Consider the following 21,472-nt stretch of genomic DNA (forward strand, 5'->3'; position numbering starts at 1 on the left):
TCATGGCAGATTACCAGGGCAAAAAAGTCGTTATTATCGGGTTAGGCCTGACGGGGCTTTCCTGCGTGGACTTTTTCCTCGGACGGGGCGTGACGCCGCGTGTGATGGATACGCGTGTTTCACCGCCGGGTCTGGATAAACTTCCGGAAGAGGTTGAACGCCACCTTGGTGGTCTGAATGATGACTGGCTGCTGGCCGCCGATTTGATTGTGGCAAGCCCAGGGTTTGCTCTGGCGCACCCTTCGTTAAGTGCCGCAGCCGATGCGGGCGTCGAGATTGTTGGCGATATCGAGTTGTTCTGCCGCGAAGCGCAGGCACCGGTTATCGCTATCACCGGCTCCAACGGCAAAAGCACCGTCACCACGCTAGTGGGTGAAATGGCGAAAGCCGCGGGCATGAACGTGGGAGTCGGCGGCAATATCGGTTTACCTGCACTGATGCTGCTGGATCAGGAACGTGAATTGTACGTGCTGGAACTCTCTAGCTTCCAGCTGGAGACTACGTCGAGTTTGCGCGCCGTTGCTGCGACGATCCTGAACGTGACCGAAGATCATATGGATCGTTACCCGTTTGGCTTACAGCAATATCGTGCGGCCAAACTGCGCGTCTATGAAAATGCCAAAGTGTGCGTAGTGAATGCCGACGATGCGCTGACCATGCCAGTGCGCGGTGCGGACGAGCGCTGCGTGAGTTTTGGCATCAATATGGGTGACTATCACCTGAATCATCAGCAGGGCGAAACCTGGCTGCGTGTGAAAGGTGAGAAAGTGTTGAACGTGAAAGAGATGAAACTTTCTGGACAACATAACTACACCAATGCGCTGGCGGCGCTGGCGCTGGCAGACGCTGCGGGTCTACCGCGTGCATCAAGTCTGAAAGCATTGACCACGTTTACTGGCCTGGCGCATCGCTTCCAACTGGCGCTTGAGCATAACGGCGTTCGCTGGATTAACGACTCTAAAGCCACTAACGTCGGCAGCACAGAAGCCGCGCTGAACGGATTACGCGTCGATGGCACGTTGTATCTGCTGCTCGGCGGTGACGGTAAATCGGCGGACTTCTCATCTCTCAAGCCCTATCTGTCAGGCGATAACATCCGCGTATACTGCTTTGGCCGCGACGGTGCTGAACTGGCCGCGTTGCGCCCGGACATCGCCACACAAACCGAAACTCTGGAACAGGCGATTCGCCTGATTGCACCGAATGTTCAGCCGGGCGATATGGTGCTGCTGTCTCCAGCCTGCGCGAGTCTCGATCAGTTTAAGAATTTCGAACAGCGTGGCGATCTCTTCGCCCGCCTGGCGAAGGAGTTAGGCTGATGCGTTTATCTCTCCCTCGCCTGAAAATACCGCGCCTGCCTGGATTTGGGATCCTGGCGTGGCTCTTTGCGGCATTGAAGGGCTGGGTGATGGCCTCCCGGGATAAAGATTCCGATAGCCTGATTATGTATGACCGTATGCTGCTCTGGCTGACGCTGGGGCTGGCTGCGATCGGTTTTATCATGGTGACATCCGCCTCCATGCCGGTTGGACAGCGCCTGGCAAACGATCCCTTCCTGTTCGCTAAACGTGATGGTTTGTACATTATTCTGGCGTTCTGCCTGGCGTTGATCACGCTGCGTTTGCCAATGGAATTTTGGCAGCGCCACAGCACCGCCATGCTGATCGCCTCGATTATTATGCTGCTGATCGTGCTGGTGGTGGGGAGTTCGGTCAACGGTGCTTCGCGCTGGATTGCCTTTGGCCCGCTGCGTATTCAGCCTGCTGAATTTACCAAGCTGTCGCTGTTCTGCTATCTCGCAAACTACCTTGTGCGCAAGGTTGATGAGGTGCGTAACAACCTGCGCGGCTTCTTAAAGCCGATGGGTGTGATTCTGGTACTGGCGATTTTACTGCTGGCGCAGCCGGATCTCGGTACGGTCGTAGTGTTGTTCGTCACGACCCTGGCGATGCTCTTCCTGGCGGGTGCAAAACTGTGGCAGTTTATCGCCATCATCGGCATGGGGATTTCGGCGGTCGTACTGCTGATCCTCGCCGAACCGTATCGTATCCGCCGCGTGACCTCTTTCTGGAACCCGTGGGAAGATCCGTTTGGCAGTGGCTACCAGCTGACCCAATCGTTAATGGCCTTTGGCCGTGGCGAAATCTGGGGGCAGGGTTTAGGTAATTCCGTACAAAAACTGGAGTATCTGCCCGAGGCTCATACCGACTTTATCTTCTCCATCATCGGGGAGGAACTGGGTTATATCGGTGTGGTATTGGCACTTTTAATGGTATTCTTCGTCGCTTTCCGCGCCATGTCGATTGGCCGAAAAGCGCTGGAAATCGATCATCGCTTCTCCGGTTTCCTGGCCTGCTCAATTGGTATCTGGTTTAGCTTCCAGGCATTGGTCAACGTTGGCGCGGCAGCCGGTATGCTGCCGACTAAGGGCCTGACGTTGCCGTTGATCAGCTACGGTGGTTCGAGCCTGTTGATTATGTCGACCGCCATTATGTTTTTATTGCGCATAGATTATGAGACGCGCCTGGAAAAAGCCCAGGCGTTTACACGAGGTTCACGATGAATCAACCGAAGCGGTTAATGGTGATGGCGGGCGGTACTGGCGGACATGTGTTCCCGGGACTGGCGGTCGCGCACCATTTAATGGATCAGGGCTGGCAAGTGCGCTGGCTAGGAACCGCCGATCGTATGGAAGCGGATCTGGTACCAAAACACGGTATTGAGATCGACTTTATCCGCATTTCAGGCCTGCGCGGCAAAGGCATCAAAGCGATGTTGCTCGCGCCGTTGCGCATTTTTAATGCCTGGCGACAGGCGCGCGCCATCATGAAGCGGTTTAAGCCTGATGCTGTTTTGGGCATGGGCGGTTATGTCTCAGGTCCTGGCGGTCTCGCGGCATGGTCGCTGGGTATTCCGGTTATTCTGCATGAGCAAAACGGCATCGCCGGACTGACCAACAAATGGCTGGCGAAAATCGCCACCAAAGTGATGCAGGCTTTTCCTGGAGCATTTCCGAATGCGGATGTTGTGGGGAATCCAGTGCGTGTTGACGTGTTGGCTTTGCCTCTCCCGCAGGAACGTCTTATAGGACGTGACGGCCCGGTTCGCGTGTTGGTTATCGGCGGCTCGCAAGGCGCGCGGGTATTGAACCAGACGCTTCCGCAGGTGGCTGCAAAGCTGGGTGATGCCGTGACTATCTGGCATCAAAGCGGCAAAGGGGCGCAGCAAACCGTGGAACAGGCTTACGCTGAAGCGGGTCAACCTCAGCATAAAGTCACTGAATTCATTGATGACATGGCCGCGGCGTATGCCTGGGCGGATGTCGTGGTGTGCCGTTCTGGCGCGCTGACGGTGAGTGAAATTGCCGCGGCAGGTTTGCCTGCGGTGTTTGTGCCTTTCCAGCACAAGGATCGTCAGCAGTACTGGAATGCGTTACCGCTTGAAAAAGCGGGCGCCGCCAAAATTTTTGAACAGCCGCAGTTTACCGCAGAAGCGGTCGCCACCACTCTGGCGGGCTGGAATCGAGACACATTGCTGGAAATGGCTGAACGCGCGCGCGCGGCAGCGATTCCTGATGCGACCGAACGGGTGGCAAATGAAGTGAGCCTGGCAGCAAAGGCTTAACCCTTGTAGCGCGTTTTGCGTTGCGCGAATTTTAAGAAGTATCGATGGCGGTTAGAGAATGAATACACAACAACTGGCGAAACTGCGTTCAATCGTGCCCGAGATGCGTCGCGTCCGGCACATCCACTTCGTTGGCATTGGCGGCGCAGGTATGGGTGGTATTGCCGAAGTTCTGGCTAACGAAGGCTATCAGATCAGCGGTTCCGATCTGGCACCGAACCCCGTTACGCAACAGTTGGCGTCGCTTGGGGCGACAATTTATTTCAACCATCGCCCGGAAAACGTACGTGATGCGAGTGTGGTCGTGGTCTCTAGCGCGATCTCATCTGATAACCCTGAAATTGTAGCGGCGCATGAAGCGCGCATCCCGGTGATCCGCCGTGCAGAAATGCTGGCAGAACTGATGCGTTTTCGTCACGGAATTGCGGTTGCGGGTACGCATGGCAAAACGACGACCACGGCGATGGTATCCAGTATTTATGCGGAGGCTGGCCTTGATCCAACTTTCGTCAATGGCGGTCTGGTCAAAGCGGCAGGCGTGCACGCTCGTTTGGGCCACAGCCGTTATCTGATTGCAGAAGCGGATGAGAGCGATGCGTCGTTCCTGCATCTGCAACCGATGGTGGCGATTGTCACCAATATCGAAGCCGACCATATGGACACTTACCAGGGCGACTTTGAAAATTTAAAACAGACATTCATAAACTTTCTGCACAATCTGCCGTTTTATGGTCGTGCGGTAATGTGTGTTGACGATCCGGTGATTCGCGAGCTTTTGCCGCGCGTCGGGCGTCAGACAACGACTTATGGTTTCAGTGAAGACGCTGACGTACGTGTCGAAAACTACACGCAAACCGGCGCACAAGGGCATTTCACCCTGGCGCGTCAGGATAAAGAATTATTGCATGTGACGCTGAATGCGCCGGGTCGCCACAATGCGTTGAATGCCGCTGCCGCTGTTGCGGTGGCAACAGAAGAAGGCATTGAAGACGACGATATTTTACGCGCGCTTGAGAGCTTCCAGGGGACCGGGCGTCGTTTCGACTTCCTGGGTGAATACCCGCTGGAGCCCGTAAACGGTAAATCCGGCACGGCGATGCTGGTCGATGACTACGGTCACCATCCGACGGAAGTGGATGCGACGATCAAGGCAGCCCGTGCGGGCTGGCCGGATAAAAATTTGGTCATGCTTTTCCAGCCGCACCGTTATACCCGTACGCGCGATCTGTATGACGATTTCGCCAATGTGCTTTGCCAGGTGGACGCTCTACTGATGCTGGATGTCTATCCTGCAGGTGAAGCGCCGATTCCGGGCGCGGATAGCCGGTCATTGTGCCGCACGATTCGCGGTCGCGGTAAAGTTGACCCGATTTTGGTTTCCGATCCTGCTCAGGCCGCTGAGATGCTGGCGCAGGTATTAACGGGTAACGATTTGATTTTGATACAGGGTGCGGGAAATATCGGCAAAATCGCGCGTAACTTATCTGAAATCAAACTGAAGCCGCAAACCTCAGGGGATGAACACCATGGCTGATAAGATTGCAGTCCTGATGGGTGGCACCTCTGCGGAACGTGACGTCTCGCTCAATTCCGGCGCAGCCGTTTTGGCTGGACTTCGTGAAGGTGGCGTTAATGCCCATCCGGTTGATCCGAAAGAAATTGATGTAACGCGTTTGAAAGAGATGGGCTTTGATAAAGCCTTTATCGCGTTACATGGTCGCGGTGGTGAAGACGGCACGTTGCAAGGCTTGCTGGACTTAATCGGTATGCCTTATACCGGTAGCGGCGTGATGGCCTCCGCAATTTCCATGGATAAGCTGCGCAGTAAATTGCTGTGGCAGGGCGCGGGTTTGCCTGTTGCACCGTGGGTTGCAGTCACGCGTCGCGAGTTCGAATCAGGACTGGAAGTTAGCGTTAATCAGCGTATTGAACAGCTGGCGTTACCGGTTATTGTAAAGCCCAGCCGTGAAGGCTCAAGCGTCGGCATGTCGAAAGTAGAGAAAGCTGATGATTTAACATCTGCTTTAGCATTGGCTTTTCAACATGATGAAGAAGTTCTGATTGAAAAATGGCTTGGCGGTCCAGAATTTACCGTGGCGATGCTTGGTGAAGAAATTTTACCGTCAATTCGCATCCAACCGGCTGGAACCTTCTATGATTATGAAGCGAAGTATCTCTCTGATGAGACGCAATATTTCTGCCCAAGTGGTCTGGAAGCAGAACGTGAAGAAGAATTAAAGGCCCTGGTGCTCAAAGCCTGGACTGTTTTGGGTTGCCGTGGCTGGGGGCGTATCGATGTGATGCAGGACAGGGACGGTCAATTTTATCTGCTGGAAGCCAATACCTCACCGGGTATGACCAGCCACAGTCTGGTGCCAATGGCTGCACGTCAGGCCGGTATGAGCTTCTCGCAATTAGTTGTTCGTATTCTGGACCAGGCGGGCTGATATGTCTCAGGCTGCATTGAACACGCGGAACCGTGAACGTGAAGAAGAAGAGGAATATTCTTCTTCAGGGCGGAGTAATGGAACGCGTCTTGCAGGGATTATTTTCCTGCTGGGTGTGCTGTGTACCGTGTTTATCAGCGGCTGGATGGTGTTGGGCTGGATGGAAGATGCGCAGCGGTTACCTCTGTCAAAACTGGTGGTAACCGGGGAGCGGCATTACACACGCAACGATGATATTCGCCAGTCAATTCTGGCTTTGGGATCGCCTGGGACCTTCATGACTCAGGATGTCAATATCATTCAGAGTCAGATTGAACGTCTGCCATGGATAAAACAGGCGAGCGTAAGAAAGCAATGGCCTGATGAATTGAAGATTCATCTGGTTGAATTTGTGCCGATAGCGCGTTGGAATGATCAGCATATGGTTGACGTAGACGGAAATTCGTTCAGCGTCCCGGCCGATCGTGTTAGCAAGCAAAGTTTACCGATGCTGTATGGCCCAGAAGGAAGCGAAAACGAAGTCCTACAAGGTTTTCGTGAGATGGGTCAGGTGCTGGCGAAAGACAGATTTACGTTAAAAGATGCAGCAATGACCGCTCGTCGCTCGTGGCAACTGACGTTAACGAATGGGATTAAGCTTAATCTTGGTCGCGGTGACACGATGAAGCGTTTGGCGCGTTTTGTAGAACTTTACCCCGTTTTACAGCAGCAGGCGCAGACAGACGGCAAACGGATAAGCTACGTTGATTTGCGCTACGACTCAGGCGCAGCAGTCGGCTGGGTGCCGGCTCCGGTTGAGGAACCTAATCAGCAACAGAATCAGGCACAGGTACAGGCAGAACAACAATGATCAAGGCGACGGACAGAAAACTGGTAGTTGGACTAGAGATTGGCACCGCGAAGGTTGCCGCTTTAGTAGGGGAAGTTCTGCCCGACGGTATGGTCAATATCATTGGCGTGGGCAGTTGCCCTTCCCGTGGTATGGATAAAGGTGGGGTAAACGACCTTGAGTCGGTGGTGAAATGCGTACAGCGTGCTATCGATCAGGCAGAGTTAATGGCAGATTGCCAGATCTCCTCCGTTTATCTTGCGCTTTCTGGTAAGCATATCAGCTGCCAGAACGAAATTGGGATGGTGCCGATTTCCGAAGAAGAAGTGACGCAAGAAGACGTTGAGAATGTTGTGCACACGGCAAAGTCGGTGCGCGTGCGCGATGAGCATCGTGTGCTGCATGTGATCCCGCAGGAATATGCGATCGATTATCAAGAGGGTATTAAAAATCCCGTCGGTCTTTCCGGTGTGCGTATGCAGGCAAAAGTGCATTTGATCACCTGTCACAATGATATGGCGAAAAACATCGTTAAAGCTGTTGAACGTTGTGGCCTGAAAGTAGACCAACTTATTTTTGCAGGACTGGCAGCCAGTTATTCGGTCCTGACGGAAGATGAACGCGAACTGGGCGTTTGTGTGGTCGATATTGGCGGTGGAACAATGGATATCGCCGTGTACACTGGTGGTGCCTTGCGTCATACCAAAGTGATCCCGTACGCTGGGAACGTCGTGACAAGTGATATTGCTTACGCCTTTGGTACGCCACCGAGCGATGCAGAGGCGATCAAAGTCCGTCACGGTTGCGCATTGGGCTCTATCGTGGGCAAAGATGAGAGCGTTGAAGTGCCAAGCGTGGGCGGGCGTCCGCCGCGTAGTCTGCAACGGCAGACCCTGGCTGAGGTGATTGAGCCGCGTTACACCGAGCTGCTTAACCTCGTCAACGAAGAGATTTTACAGTTACAAGAACAGCTTCGTCAGCAGGGTGTGAAGCATCATCTTGCGGCGGGGATTGTATTAACCGGCGGCGCAGCGCAAATTGAAGGTCTAGCGGCCTGCGCGCAGCGGGTGTTCCATACACAAGTTCGTATTGGTGCACCGCTGAATATTACCGGTTTAACGGATTATGCTCAGGAGCCGTATTATTCAACGGCTGTGGGCCTGCTTCACTACGGGAAAGAGTCCCATTTGAGTGGTGAAGCGGAAGTGGAAAAACGTACCTCAGTCGGGTCGTGGGTCAAACGACTCAATTCCTGGCTGCGGAAAGAATTTTGATTTTTTAAAGAGACCGGAGAAAATTAGCGGTCTCAGGCGACAGGCACATACGCGAAGTCCTTCAAAACGTTTTTACAGCGTGAAGGATGAAGTGTAAAAACGGAGAGAAACCATGTTTGAACCAATGGAATTAACCAACGACGCGGTGATTAAAGTCATCGGCGTCGGTGGCGGCGGCGGTAACGCTGTTGAGCATATGGTGCGTGAGCGCATTGAAGGCGTTGAATTCTTTGCAGTCAACACCGACGCACAGGCATTACGCAAAACGGCTGTAGGCCAGACTATTCAGATCGGTGGTGGTATCACCAAAGGTCTGGGCGCTGGCGCTAACCCAGAAGTGGGTCGTAATGCAGCTGAAGAAGACCGAGAAGCACTGCGTGCTGCGCTTGATGGCGCGGACATGGTGTTTATTGCAGCGGGCATGGGCGGTGGTACCGGTACTGGTGCAGCACCTGTTGTCGCTGAGGTCGCTAAAGATTTAGGTATTCTGACCGTTGCTGTTGTGACTAAGCCTTTCAATTTTGAAGGCAAGAAGCGCATGGCATTCGCGGAACAGGGTATCACCGAGTTGTCCAAACATGTGGACTCTCTGATCACCATTCCAAACGACAAACTGCTGAAAGTCTTGGGTCGCGGCATTTCTCTGCTTGACGCCTTTGGTGCAGCCAATGACGTGCTGAAAGGCGCAGTCCAGGGTATCGCTGAACTGATTACGCGTCCAGGCCTGATGAACGTTGACTTTGCAGACGTGCGCACCGTGATGTCCGAAATGGGCTACGCGATGATGGGTTCTGGCGTGGCGAGCGGTGAAGACCGTGCAGAAGAAGCGGCTGAAATGGCCATCTCTTCCCCGCTGCTGGAAGATATCGATTTGTCGGGTGCGCGTGGCGTTCTGGTCAACATTACCGCTGGCTTTGACCTGCGTCTTGATGAGTTCGAAACGGTGGGTAACACCATCCGTGCGTTCGCGTCAGATAATGCGACTGTGGTTATCGGTACTTCCCTTGACCCGGAAATGAACGACGAACTGCGTGTGACTGTTGTTGCAACCGGTATTGGCATGGACAAACGTCCAGAAATTACCCTCGTGACGAATAAACAGACTCAGCAGCCTGTCATGGATCGTTACCAGCAGCATGGTATGGCTCCGCTGACTCAAGAGCAGAAACCAGCCGCTAAAGTGGTTAACGATAATACGCCGCAAACAGCGAAAGAACCGGATTATCTGGATATCCCAGCGTTCCTGCGCAAGCAAGCTGACTAAGAATTGGCTGGAATTTGGGGATTTTCGCTCTTTGTGCTAAACTGGCCATCCGTTAGTGATATACACTCTCGGTTGGATAAGTAATTTGGCGAGATTATACGATGATCAAACAAAGGACACTTAAACGTATCGTTCAGGCGACTGGTGTCGGTTTACATACCGGCAAAAAAGTCACACTGACGTTGCGCCCTGCGTCGGCCAATACCGGGGTCATCTATCGTCGCACCGACTTGAATCCACCGGTAGATTTCCCGGCCGATGCCAAATCTGTGCGTGATACTATGCTTTGTACCTGTCTGGTCAATGAGCATGACGTGCGGATTTCTACCGTAGAGCACTTGAACGCCGCCCTCGCGGGTCTGGGTATCGACAACATTGTTATTGAAGTCGATGCGCCAGAGATTCCGATCATGGATGGCAGTGCTGCTCCGTTCGTTTATTTGTTGCTGGACGCAGGCATCGAAGAACTGAACTGTGCGAAGAAATTTGTTCGCATCAAAGAGACGGTTCGCGTTGAAGATGGCGACAAGTGGGCTGAATTCAAACCGTTTAATGGTTTTTCGTTGGACTTTACCATCGACTTTAACCATCCAGCGATTGATGCCAGTACCCAGCGCTACGCGATGAACTTCTCTGCTGATGCGTTTATGCGTCAAATCAGTCGTGCCCGTACTTTCGGTTTCATGCGTGATATCGAATATCTGCAGTCCCGTGGCCTGTGCCTGGGCGGCAGCTTCGATTGTGCCATCGTTGTTGACGATTATCGCGTGCTGAACGAAGACGGCCTGCGTTTTGAAGATGAATTCGTTCGTCACAAAATGCTGGATGCGATTGGCGACCTGTTTATGTGCGGTCACAATATTATCGGTGCATTTACCGCGTTTAAATCCGGTCACTCACTGAATAATAAATTATTGCAAGCCGTCCTGGCAAAACAGGAAGCTTGGGAATATGTGACCTTCGAAGACGAAGCTGAATTGCCTCTGGCATTCAAAGCGCCGAACACGGTCCTGGCGTAACGGTAAAAGCCGTTTCGTAAAATCGACTGGTTAACCTGGTACTCTCTCCGGCCAGGAAGACCAGTCGTTTTTGTTTCTACATTTATTTCGTGATTTTCCTGCCTGATGTTTACCCTGCCAGAGCACACTATGTTCGTGCGTTCGCTGCATTCTTGACCGTTTTTACCTGCTGTTGTACGTCATTCCTGCTGCTGTGTTCGAGCTTTAATGGTAATATCTGGACGCTAAAAAAAATTTATGTAAGCCACTCAAGGCTTATCATGCGATGGTGGATTAATTGAGCGGGATTCTAACGCGCTGGCGACAATTTGGCAGACGTTACTTCTGGCCGCATCTCTTATTAGGGATGGTTGCGGCGGGCTTCGGCTTGCCTGTGCTTAGCGCAAATGCCGAGACGTCCACCCCCGCGAAGACCACCACCGCTCGACACGATTTATCCACGCGAGTCAATTTTACAAACCTCGCGCTGCTAGAAGCCTCTCGTCGCCCGAATTTCACTGTCGATTACTGGCATCAGCATGCAATCCGTACTGTCATCCGTCATCTCTCTTTTGCGATGGCACCTCAGACATTGCCTGTTGCAGAAGAGTCGCTGCCTGTACAGGCGCAGCACCTGGCATTACTGGATACGCTAAATGCTTTGCTGACTCAGGAAAGTAAGCCGCCTGTCATTGTCCGTCAGCAGACAAATATCGTTTTTATCCCCCACGCTGCTTTCTCCGTCTCTGCCTGGATTAGCCAGGTACAGGGCATCCGCGCCGGACCTCAACGCCTCAGCTAAATTAACCGTTTTTCGATACTTTAATTTATCTGCCCATCATGGGGCGTGTGAGAATTTATTATGTTAATCAAATTATTAACCAAAGTTTTTGGTAGTCGTAACGATCGTACCCTGCGCCGCATGCGCAAAGCCGTCACCGTCATCAATGCCATGGAACCGGAGATGGAAAAACTCTCCGACGACGAACTGAAAGCAAAGACCGTTGAGTTCCGCGCACGTCTGGAGAAAGGTGAAACAGTAGAAAGCCTGATTCCAGAAGCATTCGCCGTGGTTCGCGAAGCGAGTAAGCGTGTGTTTGGCATGCGTCACTTTGATGTGCAGCTGCTCGGCGGTATGGTGCTGAACGAACGCTGCATCGCTGAAATGCGTACCGGTGAAGGTAAAACCCTGACTGCAACCCTGCCTGCCTATCTGAACGCACTGTCCGGCAAGGGCGTACACGTCGTAACCGTCAACGACTATCTGGCGCAGCGTGATGCGGAAAACAACCGTCCGTTATTCGAATTCCTGGGCATGTCCGTTGGCATCAACATGTCTGGTTTACCTGCACCGGCTAAGCGTGAAGCCTACGGCGCGGATATTACCTACGGTACCAATAACGAATACGGCTTTGACTACCTGCGCGACAACATGGCGTTTAGCCCAGAAGAACGTGTACAGCGTAAACTGCACTATGCGTTGGTCGATGAGGTGGACTCCATTCTGATCGATGAAGCGCGTACCCCGCTTATCATTTCTGGTCCGGCTGAAGATAGCTCGGATATGTACCGCAAAGTCGACAAAATCATTCCACATTTGATTCGTCAGGAAAAAGAAGATTCCGACACATTCCAGGGCGAAGGCCACTTCTCCGTGGATGAAAAAGCACGTCAGGTGAACCTCACTGAGCGCGGTCTGATTCAGATCGAAGAGCTTTTGGTGGAGCAAGGCATCATGGAAGAGGGTGAGTCGCTGTACTCCCCAACCAATATCATGCTGATGCACCATGTGACCGCTGCACTGCGTGCGCACGCGCTGTTTACCCGTGATGTGGATTACATCGTCAAAGACGGTGAAGTTATCATCGTTGATGAACACACTGGCCGTACCATGCAGGGTCGTCGTTGGTCTGATGGTCTGCACCAGGCGGTTGAAGCCAAAGAAGGCGTGGATATTCAGAACGAAAACCAGACGCTGGCTTCTATCACTTTCCAGAACTATTTCCGCCTGTATGAAAAACTGGCAGGTATGACCGGTACTGCTGACACCGAAGCGTTTGAGTTCAGCTCCATCTACAAACTGGACACCGTGGTTGTTCCGACTAACCGTCCAATGATCCGTAAAGATATGCCGGATCTGGTGTACATGACCGAAGCGGAAAAAATTCAGGCGATTATCGAAGATATCCGCGAGCGTACCGCAGCAGGCCAGCCGGTTCTGGTGGGTACGATTTCCATCGAGAAGTCCGAAGTGGTTTCTCGTGAACTGGAAAAAGCAGGGATTAAGCACAACGTTCTTAACGCCAAATTCCACGCTAAAGAAGCGGATATCGTTGCACAGGCGGGTTACCCGGCAGCAGTGACCATCGCGACCAACATGGCGGGTCGTGGTACCGATATCGTGCTGGGTGGTAGCTGGCAGTCAGAGTTGGCTGAGATTGAAAACCCAACGCCTGAGCAGATTGCACAAATTAAAGCTGACTGGCAGGTGCGTCACGATGCCGTCCTGGCTTCCGGTGGTCTGCATATCATCGGTACTGAGCGTCACGAATCTCGCCGTATCGATAACCAGCTTCGTGGTCGTGCGGGTCGTCAGGGTGATGCCGGTTCTTCACGCTTCTATCTGTCTATGGAAGATGCGTTGATGCGTATTTTTGCTTCTGACCGTGTGTCAGGCATGATGCGTAAGCTGGGTATGAAACCAGGCGAGGCCATCGAACACCCATGGGTGACTAAAGCGATTGCCAATGCGCAGCGCAAAGTAGAGAGCCGCAACTTCGATATCCGTAAGCAGCTGCTTGAATATGATGATGTTGCTAACGATCAGCGTCGTGCAATCTACACTCAGCGTAACGAACTGCTGGATGTAACTGATGTGAGCGAAACCATCAACAGCATTCGCGAAGATGTGTTCAAAGCAACGATCGATGCCTACATTCCGCCACAATCACTGGAAGAAATGTGGGACGTCGAAGGTCTGCAAGAACGTCTGAAAAATGACTTCGATCTCGAACTGCCGGTCAAAGAGTGGCTGGACAAAGAGCCGGAGCTGCATGAAGAAACCTTGCGCGAGCGTATTCTTGAAAACGCGATTGAAGTTTATAAGCGTAAAGAAGAAGTCGTCGGCACCGAGATGATGCGCCACTTCGAGAAAGGCGTGATGTTGCAAACGCTGGATTCCCTGTGGAAAGAGCATCTGGCGGCGATGGACTACCTGCGTCAGGGTATTCACCTGCGTGGTTACGCGCAAAAAGATCCTAAACAAGAATACAAACGTGAATCCTTCGCGATGTTTGCGACGATGCTCGAATCACTGAAATACGAAGTGATCAGCACCCTGGGCAAAGTACAGGTTCGCATGCCGGAAGAAGTTGAAGCAATGGAGCAGCAGCGTCGTGAGGAAGCTGAGCGTCTGGCGCAGATGCAACAGCTGAGTCACCAAACTGACGAAAATGAAGCGGCTGAGGCAATCGCTGCCCAAACGGGCGATCGCAAAGTGGGTCGTAACGATCCGTGTCCTTGTGGCTCCGGTAAAAAATATAAGTCGTGCCACGGCCGTTTAAGCTAAGCACAGAGTAAATCGAAAAGGCGCAGATCTCTGCGCCTTTTTTATGGACATAACATTATGAAAATACTGCAAATAGCCGTCGGAATTATTCGCAATCCGTTAAATCAACTCTTTATTACCCAGCGGGCGGCTGATGCCCACATGGCAAATAAACTGGAGTTTCCTGGCGGTAAAATAGAAGCGGGTGAAACGCCCGAAGAGGCGTTGGCTCGTGAGCTTCAGGAAGAGGTTGGGATTACACCGTGCAACGCGACATTATTCGATAAACTCGAGTATCAGTTCCCGGATCGTCATATCACGCTGTGGTTCTTTATGGTTGAGCGCTGGGAAGGTGAACCCTGGGGTAAAGAGGGGCAATTCGGGATGTGGGTAGAGCAAGGCGAACTGGAGGCTGACAAATTCCCGCCAGCCAATGAACCCATTATTACCAGACTGATTCAGGGTATGAAGGCCTGCTAATCGAACCGTCAGCAGGCCCAGCGGAGAACATAATTACTTCTGTTCTTCGCTCCAGTCATCACTATCTGACAGATTGCCCTCGCTCGGGATACGTTTCTCTTCTGCCGCCCATTCACCCAGATCGATGAGCTGACAGCGTTTACAGCAAAACGGGCGAAACGGACTGATTTCGCCCCAGACAACAGCTTTGCCACAGGTTGGGCAATTAACGGTGATTACTTCAGACATTGGCACTCCTTAGCAGCAAGCCAGTTCAAAATCGAGACGTTCCGGCACGCTTCCGTTCTCGCTATCCAGCGGCATAAATCGAATCGCAAAGCGGCTTTTATGGCCTGAAATTTGTGGATAAAGCTGATCGCCGAGTGATAGCTGCAGGCGCAGCAGGTCGGCATCATCGCCATTATCCTGATAAAAACCGTTCAGGCTCGTTTGCTTGCGAAACGGTGCTGAATTGCGAACCAGGTCGAGTATCAGGGTCAGCGCCTGATTCATGGGCTCAAGACTTCCCATCCAGTTTTTTACCTGTGTATCACGCTGTTCTTGCGGCATATGCAGCCAGATGTGTAATGTCGGCAGGTCAAAACTACAGCACCCACCCGGAATGCTCAGACGCTGGCGTACCAGCCCTATTAGCCGATCTTCTCGCAGAAATTGCCCAACGCGAGGGGCGGCCATCAAAATACTGCTGCTTTGCTTCAGTTTCAGACGGATTGAATCGATACGGTTCCGATCTACGCCCGGGACTTCAGCCCAACCCTGCAATTTTCGTTGCTGGCGTTCGAGTTCTTTGAGCAACTCAGTGCGAACATCACCCCGTTCAATGACATCCAGCAGATCGCCAACGTTGCGGAAAAAATGCAGCGCGGTCGCGTGCTCGGAGATCGGAAGATGGAAAGACATCTGCTGAATGAGAAATTCGATACGCAACCAGGTGCGCATTTTCTCATTCAGCGGGTGTTCAAAAAGGATATGAGAACTCATTGTGTTTTGTCCTGTGCTGCGGCCTGCGCGGCATATGCCAAATAATGTGCGTGCAGGCGGGCAACATCCGATGCAATTGTTTCGGGTGCGCCGTTATTATCAATAACGTCATCTGCGACGGCAAGTCGCGCTTCACGCGTTGCCTGCGCAGCAAGAATTTGTTCAGCATGTTGGCGTGTGACGTTATCGCGCAACATCGTTCGCTGAAGCTGTGTTTCGGGTAAAACATCGATGACCAGAATTCTGTTGGCTTTATGCTGAAGCTGATTTTCGACGAGCAATGGGATCACCCACAAAACATAGGGTGACGTGGCCGCAGATATCTGTCGTTGAGTTTCCTGGTGAATCATGGGGTGAAGAAGTGCATTGAGCCAGGTTTTTTCTTCGGGTCGAGAAAAAATGCGCTCCCGCAGCAAACGCCTGTTCAGAGTGCCGTCACTGTTGATGATGTCCTTACCGAAATGCGCTTCAATGGCTCTTAAGCCGGGGGTTTGAGGCTCAACTACCTGTCGGGCAATGATGTCAGCATCAACAATCACGATACCCAAGCGTGAGAAAGCGTCAGCAACAGTGCTTTTACCACTCCCGATGCCGCCCGTTAACGCAACAATGTACCCCATTAAACAAAATCCTGGGAATTATTCATCATTAAAATCATTGGCTTATAGTTTAAAATTACAGTGGCGTGGCTCTGCCTCTGATTACCCGCTTTATACCAGGTAAATTTATAGGATTGTAGCGTAAAAAAAGAGAAATTCGCAGTCTTGCGGAGCACGTATTAGTGCGTATGATAACGTCACTGGAGTTGTGCTTTACACATTTTTGCCTCTAACCCCAGGAATCCCCACATGCGTATCGAAGAAGATCTGAAGTTAGGTTTCAAAGACGTTCTTATCCGCCCTAAACGCTCTACGCTGAAAAGTCGCTCAGACGTTGAACTCGAACGCCAATTCACCTTTAAACATTCCGGTCAGACCTGGTCTGGTGTTCCTATCATTGCCGCCAATATGGATACCGTGGGTACCTTCGCGATGGCAACGGCGTTGGCGTCGTTCGAGATCCTCACCGCAGTGCATAAACATTACAGCGTTGAAGAATGGAATGCCTTTGCCGCTTCAGCTTCCGAAGATGTGCTCAAGCATGTGATGGTCTCAACCGGTACATCTGATACTGATTTCGAGAAAACCAAACAAATTCTGATTGCGAACCCGGCACTGAATTTCCTCTGTATCGACGTGGCAAACGGGTATTCCGAGCATTTCGTGCAGTTTGTTAGCAAAGCACGTGAAGCATGGCCTGACAAAACCATCATCGCAGGCAATGTCGTGACCGGTGAGATGTGCGAAGAGTTGATTCTGGCTGGCGCGGATATTGTGAAAGTCGGCATCGGCCCGGGCTCCGTCTGTACTACGCGCGTCAAAACGGGCGTTGGCTATCCTCAGCTGTCCGCCGTAATTGAATGTGCTGATGCCGCTCACGGCCTTGGTGGTCAGATCATTAGCGACGGTGGCTGCACCATGCCTGGCGATGTTGCTAAAGCCTTTGGTGGCGGCGCTGATTTCGTGATGTTGGGCGGGATGCTGGCCGGTCATGAAGAGAGCGGTGGCACAGTCGTTGAAGAAAACGGCGAGAAATTTATGCTCTTCTACGGCATGAGCTCTGAATCGGCAATGAACCGCCACGTCGGTGGTGTTGCGCAGTATCGTGCCGCAGAGGGGAAAACCGTGAAGCTGCCGCTGCGTGGCCCTGTTGAAAATACCGCCCGCGATGTTATGGGTGGACTGCGTTCTGCCTGTACCTATGTAGGGGCATCGCGACTGAAAGAGCTGACTAAACGTACAACGTTTATTCGCGTTCAGGAACAGGAAAACCGCATTTTCAACAGCTTGTAATTGCTTCGCTGGCGCACACTCGTGTGCCAGCTTTATCCTGCACTCATCGCATCTCCCAAATGGAAAATAGGCAGATACATCGCCACCACCAGCGTTCCGATAATTAACCCTGTCACAATGAGCAGTAAGGGTTCTAACAGCGAGGCGAGATCATCGGCCTGCTGGAAGGTTTGTTCATTATGATGGCGGGCAAGATTGGTCAGCATGCTATCAAGGGAACCGGATACCTCTCCCGTTCGTACAAGCTGGATGCATAAGGGCGTGAAGATCCCTGCTTTCGTTAATGACGACCATATAGGGTCCCCCTGCGTGACGCGATCCCTGACACCTTTCAGGACCTCCTGCCAGTACACCCCCTGAACGGACTCTTGAGAACTTTCCAGCCCCTGTAAAAATGCGATGCCCGCTTGCTGGGTCAGCGACAGCACGGTAAAGATCTGACTGAGTTTTTGTCCACGAGCCAGCGATCCCATAATTGGGAGGCGCAGTAAAGAGCGCTGACAGAATCGCTGCCAGCCGAGATGATGCCGTAGGCAACGCATCACGATGGCGGGTAAAAATAGCGCAAGGATGAGAGCAACAGCTTGCTGGCGTACGAAAGTCGCAAAACCCATCACCCACTGCGTCAGCATCGGAAGCGGTGTATTAAATGTTTTATAAATGGCGGCAAATTCCGGCAGGACAAACGTCACCATCGCGAGTACCACGACCACAGCCAGTGCGAGTATGATCGTCGGATAGCGCAGTGCTTTTTTCACCTTCGCGCTCAGCTGTTGCTGCAATTTTTGTTGCTGTGCTAACTGCCGGCAACATTCCTCAAGCTTGCCCGTCAGTTCCCCGGTTTTCATCATGGAGACATAAAGCGGGCTAAATACTTCCGGCCATTTTTTTAAGGCATCGGAGAAAGCACAGCCTTCACTGAGATCGTCAGCAAGGTTGTTAAGCAGCGCCTGCCACTGTTTAACGGGATGCTGCTCAGCCAACATTTGCAGACTATAGGCAAGCGTGAGGCCAGCCTGCAGCAGGGTGGCCAGCTGTCGAAATACTTCGTAGCAATGTTGAGCCTGCCATTGCTGGCGCAGAGGACTGCGCGCGAGCTGAAGTGGGTAAAGTGCTTTAAGTGATAATCGGATCAAAGCCGCCTGGCGGTCAGGGGCTAATAGCGTCCCTTGTTGAAGTTCGCCCTCGGCAGTCATCGCGCGCCAGCGCCAAAGATGGTTAGCTGCCATTCGGTAACCCCAACACGCGGATTAATTCTTCAAAGGTAGTTTGTCCTTTCTCGACGGCCATGCAGCCATGTTCGAACAGCGTTGTCATGCCGGTGTTTTTTGCCTTGATTTCGACCTCTTCAACGGAGGCACCCCCGGCAATGGCCTGGCGGATATCGCTATTAATGGCCAGTACTTCGAACAGGGCAACGCGGCCGTAAAACCCGTGATAACAACGATCGCACCCCGCCGCTTGCCAGTGGGGAAGCTGTCGCGGCCAGACGTTGTGCGGGATGAGTGTTTCCTGATGGGTCTCTTTCGTACAATGAGGACAAAGGCGGCGGACTAGCCGTTGCGCGATCACTAGCGTAAGCGCAGAGGAAACCATCCAGCGTGCAACGCCCATCTGCTGAAGCCGTATCAGCGTCTCAATGGTGGAGTTGGTATGTAACGTTGAGAGCACCAAATGACCTGTCTGGGCGGCATTGAGGGCAATCTCTGCCGTTTCGCCGTCGCGGATTTCTCCTACCATGATGATGTCAGGATCCTGGCGTAAAAGCGCCCGTAATACACTTTGAAAGGTTAAGCCCGCACGTGGGTTGATTTGTGTTTGATTCAGCCCGGCGAGAGGGATCTCAATGGGATCCTCTACGCTGCACAGATTTACGTCTTGTGTATTACGGGCTTGAAGCGCGCTGTAGAGCGTGACGGTTTTGCCGCTACCCGTCGGACCGGTCACTAAAAGTAATCCCTGCGGTTGCTGGAGCGCTTGCTCGAAAAGGGCACGCTGGGCGGCCGTCATACCTAATGCCTCAAGCTCAAGCGCCTGCTGCACCTGATGTAAAAGACGCAGCACAATTTTTTCTCCGCCGCGACAAGGTAGCGTAGCGATGCGAAAAGAGACCGAGACTCCCGACAACTCAACGGTAAACTGACCATCCTGCGGTAACCGCCGCTCCGCGATATCCAGATTACCTAGCACCTTTAATCGGGCAATCAGGGTGGTACCTGTCGCCGCAGTCAGCGGGGGCTGCGGATATAACACGCCGTCGATGCGCAGGCGGATTTGCCAGGCACTTCCGGCGGGCTCCACGTGGATGTCGGAGGCTCGCTGGCTGAGTGCCTGTAACAGCGTTCGGTTAAGAATATCCGCAGCCGGGCTTGTATCCTGCGAAATGGTGGGCAAATGCGATGACGAAGACATCTGCTGATGCTTTTCCATGCGCTCTGCCGTCCAGCATTGAATATCAATCCGTTTTTGTGTGGCGAAGCGCAGGGCCTCCATCATTTCCGCTGCAGGTGTACCCACTACGGCAATACTCACCATTTCAGCGTCACTACTGAGAATAAGCGCATGATGGCGATGGCACAGCATGACCAGTTGTTCCGAATTCATCATTCGCTTCCTCAATTGTTATCAAAGCGGAAGACATCTTCACAGGCCTGTTTGAGCGCACTGTCATCGCTGATATTACAGTTGCGCGTCCAGCCGGTGATGCCGTTGCCATTGTCCCAGATTGGCGTCATGACGACTTCCAGCCCGTTGAGACTTTCCTGGCCGGTTAACCCAACCGTGCCTTTCGCGACGCTCATTGCGGAGACATACCGTGTGGTGGTGGGCGAGGGGATACCGTTTACGCTGGCATCACACGTCTCGACACCGCCATGATCGAGAGCGCAAAGCTCGACTGCCGTGCGATAGGGGACAAAGGTTTGCAGCATGTCCGTAAGTGCCGCTTTGCGAAGATAGTTTTGGTATGCGGGCACGCCGATGGCGCTGAGAATGGCAATAATGCCGATGACCACCATTAGCTCAATGAGCGTAAATCCTTTTTGTCTGTTCATATCTGCTCCTTAAATAAGTGGAGCAAATGTGGCAGTTCAGAAAAGGAGAAACGAGCGGCAAAAAACGGATCGTGAAGGGGGATTCAGGAGAATTCGCGGTGGTTACATCGGGATGTAAAAATTATGCGAGCGGCATCGTGAACTTGTTTTGATCCTCTCCCGCAGGAGAGGATCAAAATGCTGAACTATTTGAAACGCATGGAGAGGTCAAGCGCCTGCACGTGCTTGGTCAGTGCGCCGACGGAGATAAAATCCACGCCTGTTTCTGCAAACGCGCGGAGGGTTTCCTGCGTGACATTACCCGAGACTTCAAGCTGCGCCTTGCCATTGGTCCGTTTTACCGCTTCGCGCATTTGTTCCGTTTCGAAGTTATCCAGCATGATGATGTCAGCACCGGCTTTGATGGCAGCATCAAGCTCTTCCAGGCTTTCAACCTCCACTTCGACCGGAACATCCGGATGCAGCCAGAAAGCTTTTTCGACGGCCTGACGCACGGACCCAGAGGCAATAATGTGATTCTCTTTAATCAGAAACGCATCGGATAAACCCAATCGATGGTTGGCGCCGCCGCCGCACAATACCGCATATTTCAGCGCTGTGCGCAGGCCTGGCAGCGTTTTACGGGTATCCAGCAGCTGCGTTTTTGTGCCTGCCAGCAAGTCAACGTAACGGCGAACTTCACTTGCCACGCCGGACAGCGTCTGGACAAAGTTTAACGCGGTGCGCTCACCTGTCAGCAGCACGCGGGAAGGGCCTTCGAGTTCAAAAAGAGGCTGATTCGCTGTGATGCTGTCGCCGTCTTCCACATGCCACGTCACGTTTACGTCATCGCCAGCCAGCTGAGTGAAGACTTCTTCTACCCAGCGTTTACCGCAAAATATGCCGTCCTCACGGGTGATGATCACCGCGTGCGAGCGTGTCTCTTTTGGCAACAATTGTGCGGTAATATCGTTATCTGCATTCACCTCACCGCCCAAATCTTCGCGTAGCGCTTGAGCCACGCTTTCCGGGATATCGAGGTTAATACGTTCCAGAAGCGCGTCACGTCGGTGGTCGGGGTTGTAACGGCGAGGCGGCATGATA

General features: G+C 52.6%; 20 protein-coding genes. 13 read left to right on the forward strand and 7 right to left on the reverse strand.

Going from position 1 to position 21,472, the window contains the following annotated elements; translation table 11 throughout:
- Positions 1-2 precede the first annotated feature (2 nt).
- The 12 genes from murD to mutT all read left to right on the forward strand — a co-directional run bounded on the left by murD (position 3) and on the right by mutT (position 14,463).
- Positions 3-1,319 (forward strand): UDP-N-acetylmuramoyl-L-alanine--D-glutamate ligase, encoded by a 1,317-nt coding sequence (gene murD / locus I6L74_RS11895; RefSeq protein WP_059180125.1) that lies wholly within the window; start codon positions 3-5, stop codon positions 1,317-1,319.
- Positions 1,319-2,563 (forward strand): cell division protein FtsW, encoded by a 1,245-nt coding sequence (ftsW, locus tag I6L74_RS11900; RefSeq protein ID WP_059180124.1) that lies wholly within the window; start codon positions 1,319-1,321, stop codon positions 2,561-2,563. The genes murD and ftsW overlap by 1 nt, the downstream gene beginning before the upstream one ends.
- Complete coding sequence (murG, locus tag I6L74_RS11905) at positions 2,560-3,624, forward strand: undecaprenyldiphospho-muramoylpentapeptide beta-N-acetylglucosaminyltransferase (protein ID WP_059180123.1); 1,065 nt, start codon at positions 2,560-2,562, stop codon at positions 3,622-3,624. Before ftsW ends, murG begins: the two co-directional genes overlap by 4 nt.
- 58 nt (positions 3,625-3,682) lie before the next feature.
- Positions 3,683-5,158, forward strand: a complete 1,476-nt coding sequence (murC, locus tag I6L74_RS11910) for a UDP-N-acetylmuramate--L-alanine ligase (RefSeq protein ID WP_059180122.1) — start codon at positions 3,683-3,685, stop codon at positions 5,156-5,158.
- Positions 5,151-6,071 (forward strand): D-alanine--D-alanine ligase, encoded by a 921-nt coding sequence (locus I6L74_RS11915; protein WP_059180121.1) that lies wholly within the window; start codon positions 5,151-5,153, stop codon positions 6,069-6,071. The genes murC and I6L74_RS11915 overlap by 8 nt, the downstream gene beginning before the upstream one ends.
- Before the next feature lies 1 nt (position 6,072).
- Positions 6,073-6,921 (forward strand): cell division protein FtsQ, encoded by an 849-nt coding sequence (gene ftsQ, locus I6L74_RS11920; protein ID WP_059180120.1) that lies wholly within the window; start codon positions 6,073-6,075, stop codon positions 6,919-6,921.
- The gene (gene ftsA, locus I6L74_RS11925; protein ID WP_012016049.1) at positions 6,918-8,174 is read left to right on the forward strand and encodes a cell division protein FtsA; all 1,257 of its coding nucleotides are present in this window, start codon (positions 6,918-6,920) and stop codon (positions 8,172-8,174) included. Before ftsQ ends, ftsA begins: the two co-directional genes overlap by 4 nt.
- A gap of 112 nt (positions 8,175-8,286) precedes the next feature.
- The gene (gene ftsZ, locus I6L74_RS11930; RefSeq protein WP_006173842.1) at positions 8,287-9,438 is read left to right on the forward strand and encodes a cell division protein FtsZ; all 1,152 of its coding nucleotides are present in this window, start codon (positions 8,287-8,289) and stop codon (positions 9,436-9,438) included.
- A gap of 101 nt (positions 9,439-9,539) precedes the next feature.
- Positions 9,540-10,457, forward strand: a complete 918-nt coding sequence (gene lpxC, locus I6L74_RS11935) for a UDP-3-O-acyl-N-acetylglucosamine deacetylase (RefSeq protein WP_059180119.1) — start codon at positions 9,540-9,542, stop codon at positions 10,455-10,457.
- Between the two features lie 277 nt (positions 10,458-10,734).
- Positions 10,735-11,238 carry a secA translation cis-regulator SecM gene (secM, locus tag I6L74_RS11940; RefSeq protein WP_072241940.1) on the forward strand — a complete coding sequence of 168 codons (504 nt, stop codon included), beginning with the start codon at positions 10,735-10,737 and terminating at the stop codon, positions 11,236-11,238.
- A 60-nt stretch (positions 11,239-11,298) separates the two neighbouring features.
- Positions 11,299-14,004 (forward strand): preprotein translocase subunit SecA, encoded by a 2,706-nt coding sequence (gene secA, locus I6L74_RS11945; RefSeq protein WP_059180118.1) that lies wholly within the window; start codon positions 11,299-11,301, stop codon positions 14,002-14,004.
- 57 nt (positions 14,005-14,061) lie between these two features.
- Complete coding sequence (gene mutT, locus I6L74_RS11950) at positions 14,062-14,463, forward strand: 8-oxo-dGTP diphosphatase MutT (RefSeq protein WP_059180117.1); 402 nt, start codon at positions 14,062-14,064, stop codon at positions 14,461-14,463.
- Between the two features lie 33 nt (positions 14,464-14,496).
- Here the strand turns inward: mutT and yacG are convergent, their stop codons facing one another.
- The 3 genes from yacG to coaE are packed head-to-tail and all read right to left on the reverse strand — an operon-like array spanning position 14,497 to position 16,064.
- The gene (gene yacG, locus I6L74_RS11955) at positions 14,497-14,691 is read right to left on the reverse strand and encodes a DNA gyrase inhibitor YacG (protein WP_059180116.1); all 195 of its coding nucleotides are present in this window, start codon (positions 14,689-14,691) and stop codon (positions 14,497-14,499) included.
- A 9-nt stretch (positions 14,692-14,700) separates the two neighbouring features.
- Complete coding sequence (zapD, locus tag I6L74_RS11960) at positions 14,701-15,444, reverse strand: cell division protein ZapD (RefSeq protein ID WP_059180115.1); 744 nt, start codon at positions 15,442-15,444, stop codon at positions 14,701-14,703.
- Positions 15,441-16,064: a dephospho-CoA kinase gene (coaE, locus tag I6L74_RS11965; RefSeq protein WP_059180114.1), complete on the reverse strand. Its 624-nt coding sequence runs from the start codon at positions 16,062-16,064 to the stop codon at positions 15,441-15,443. Before coaE ends, zapD begins: the two co-directional genes overlap by 4 nt.
- A 228-nt stretch (positions 16,065-16,292) precedes the next feature.
- On the opposite strand from coaE, the gene I6L74_RS11970 reads away from it, so the two are divergent.
- Positions 16,293-17,336, forward strand: a complete 1,044-nt coding sequence (locus I6L74_RS11970) for a GMP reductase (RefSeq protein ID WP_059180113.1) — start codon at positions 16,293-16,295, stop codon at positions 17,334-17,336.
- Between the two features lie 32 nt (positions 17,337-17,368).
- Here the strand turns inward: I6L74_RS11970 and hofC are convergent, their stop codons facing one another.
- The 4 genes from hofC to nadC form a co-directional block, all read right to left on the reverse strand.
- Positions 17,369-18,565 (reverse strand): protein transport protein HofC, encoded by a 1,197-nt coding sequence (gene hofC, locus I6L74_RS11975; RefSeq protein WP_059180112.1) that lies wholly within the window; start codon positions 18,563-18,565, stop codon positions 17,369-17,371.
- Positions 18,555-19,940 (reverse strand): type II secretion system protein GspE, encoded by a 1,386-nt coding sequence (gene gspE, locus I6L74_RS11980; RefSeq protein ID WP_059180111.1) that lies wholly within the window; start codon positions 19,938-19,940, stop codon positions 18,555-18,557. The genes hofC and gspE overlap by 11 nt, the downstream gene beginning before the upstream one ends.
- A gap of 11 nt (positions 19,941-19,951) precedes the next feature.
- The gene (ppdD, locus tag I6L74_RS11985; RefSeq protein ID WP_012016060.1) at positions 19,952-20,389 is read right to left on the reverse strand and encodes a prepilin peptidase-dependent pilin; all 438 of its coding nucleotides are present in this window, start codon (positions 20,387-20,389) and stop codon (positions 19,952-19,954) included.
- 185 nt (positions 20,390-20,574) lie between these two features.
- Complete coding sequence (nadC, locus tag I6L74_RS11990; protein WP_059180110.1) at positions 20,575-21,468, reverse strand: carboxylating nicotinate-nucleotide diphosphorylase; 894 nt, start codon at positions 21,466-21,468, stop codon at positions 20,575-20,577.
- Positions 21,469-21,472: the final 4 nt, after the last annotated feature.

Origin of the sequence: Lelliottia amnigena (assembly GCF_019047465.1) — a bacterium.
GTDB classification, from domain to species: Bacteria; Pseudomonadota; Gammaproteobacteria; order Enterobacterales; family Enterobacteriaceae; genus Enterobacter; species Enterobacter amnigenus.

What these genes read in the sequence shown, in the direction of transcription:
- murD (WP_059180125.1), top strand. Translation starts at nt 3, where the DNA reads ATGGCAGATTACCAGGGCAAAAAAGTCGTTATTATCGGGTTAGGCCTG.
- ftsW (WP_059180124.1), top strand. Translation starts at nt 1,319, where the DNA reads ATGCGTTTATCTCTCCCTCGCCTGAAAATACCGCGCCTGCCTGGATTT.
- murG (WP_059180123.1), top strand. Translation starts at nt 2,560, where the DNA reads ATGAATCAACCGAAGCGGTTAATGGTGATGGCGGGCGGTACTGGCGGA.
- murC (WP_059180122.1), top strand. Translation starts at nt 3,683, where the DNA reads ATGAATACACAACAACTGGCGAAACTGCGTTCAATCGTGCCCGAGATG.
- I6L74_RS11915 (WP_059180121.1), top strand. Translation starts at nt 5,151, where the DNA reads ATGGCTGATAAGATTGCAGTCCTGATGGGTGGCACCTCTGCGGAACGT.
- ftsQ (WP_059180120.1), top strand. Translation starts at nt 6,073, where the DNA reads ATGTCTCAGGCTGCATTGAACACGCGGAACCGTGAACGTGAAGAAGAA.
- ftsA (WP_012016049.1), top strand. Translation starts at nt 6,918, where the DNA reads ATGATCAAGGCGACGGACAGAAAACTGGTAGTTGGACTAGAGATTGGC.
- ftsZ (WP_006173842.1), top strand. Translation starts at nt 8,287, where the DNA reads ATGTTTGAACCAATGGAATTAACCAACGACGCGGTGATTAAAGTCATC.
- lpxC (WP_059180119.1), top strand. Translation starts at nt 9,540, where the DNA reads ATGATCAAACAAAGGACACTTAAACGTATCGTTCAGGCGACTGGTGTC.
- secA (WP_059180118.1), top strand. Translation starts at nt 11,299, where the DNA reads ATGTTAATCAAATTATTAACCAAAGTTTTTGGTAGTCGTAACGATCGT.
- mutT (WP_059180117.1), top strand. Translation starts at nt 14,062, where the DNA reads ATGAAAATACTGCAAATAGCCGTCGGAATTATTCGCAATCCGTTAAAT.
- yacG (WP_059180116.1), bottom strand. Translation starts at nt 14,691, where the DNA reads ATGTCTGAAGTAATCACCGTTAATTGCCCAACCTGTGGCAAAGCTGTT.
- zapD (WP_059180115.1), bottom strand. Translation starts at nt 15,444, where the DNA reads ATGAGTTCTCATATCCTTTTTGAACACCCGCTGAATGAGAAAATGCGC.
- coaE (WP_059180114.1), bottom strand. Translation starts at nt 16,064, where the DNA reads ATGGGGTACATTGTTGCGTTAACGGGCGGCATCGGGAGTGGTAAAAGC.
- I6L74_RS11970 (WP_059180113.1), top strand. Translation starts at nt 16,293, where the DNA reads ATGCGTATCGAAGAAGATCTGAAGTTAGGTTTCAAAGACGTTCTTATC.
- hofC (WP_059180112.1), bottom strand. Translation starts at nt 18,565, where the DNA reads ATGGCAGCTAACCATCTTTGGCGCTGGCGCGCGATGACTGCCGAGGGC.
- gspE (WP_059180111.1), bottom strand. Translation starts at nt 19,940, where the DNA reads ATGAATTCGGAACAACTGGTCATGCTGTGCCATCGCCATCATGCGCTT.
- ppdD (WP_012016060.1), bottom strand. Translation starts at nt 20,389, where the DNA reads ATGAACAGACAAAAAGGATTTACGCTCATTGAGCTAATGGTGGTCATC.
- nadC (WP_059180110.1), bottom strand. Translation starts at nt 21,468, where the DNA reads ATGCCGCCTCGCCGTTACAACCCCGACCACCGACGTGACGCGCTTCTG.